General features: G+C 61.7%; 2 protein-coding genes. One reads left to right on the plus strand and one right to left on the minus strand.

The genetic code is table 11. The annotated features are described in order from the left end of the window. Positions 1-202, plus strand: a 202-nt coding sequence (locus AC1DS5_RS25235; RefSeq protein ID WP_477720983.1) for a hypothetical protein, incomplete at its 5' end; no start/stop codon positions are given. Positions 203-216: 14 nt separating this feature from the next. Here AC1DS5_RS25235 and AC1DS5_RS25240 read toward each other — a convergent pair. Next, the coding region (locus tag AC1DS5_RS25240; protein ID WP_477720984.1) for a P-loop NTPase family protein at positions 217-613 on the minus strand (397 nt) is incomplete at its 5' end.

Raw genomic sequence — 613 nt, forward strand, 5'->3', positions numbered from 1 at the left:
CTCTGCTGGCTTCGCTTCGCCCTTTTTCTCTTCAATAACAATCTCTTCTGCGGAGTCCATGAGACAGCAATCCATCCAGTTCAAGCAGCGCTATAGTGCCGGCAAATCACAGCGGACATTGCGTCAGTTGCATGACGCTTCGATGACATTGAGGAACCAGCCTGCCGCGCCGTCAAGGCACCGTTCGACGCGCCGCGTTTGACGTCCAAGGCTAAGTCAGGCGTCGCGCAGCAGTTCCGCAGCCAATGCACGGGTCACCGGCCGCCCAAGCCGGAGCGCCTCGCTATCCAGCAATTCCACCGTATGGCGGGCGGCGGCGAATGACCGCTCGATGCGGCTGGCCACATAGCTGACCACGCTCTCGTCGATGCTGAGCTGGCGGTCGGCGCAAAACTTCACGATCAGCGCCCGAAACAACCCGTCATCCGGTGGCAGCAGATTGACTACCGGGATCGCACGGAGCCGCGACCGCAGATCGCGCAACTCGACCTCCATGGCGGCCGGGGCGACCCGCGCCGTAATCAGCACATAGGCGTTGTCCTGACGTGCCAGATTAAGAAGGTGGAACAGCGCCCGCTCGTCGAAGGCACCGGCATTGAGATCCTCCACCACC

This window comes from Polaromonas sp. P4_H1 (assembly GCF_056400945.1).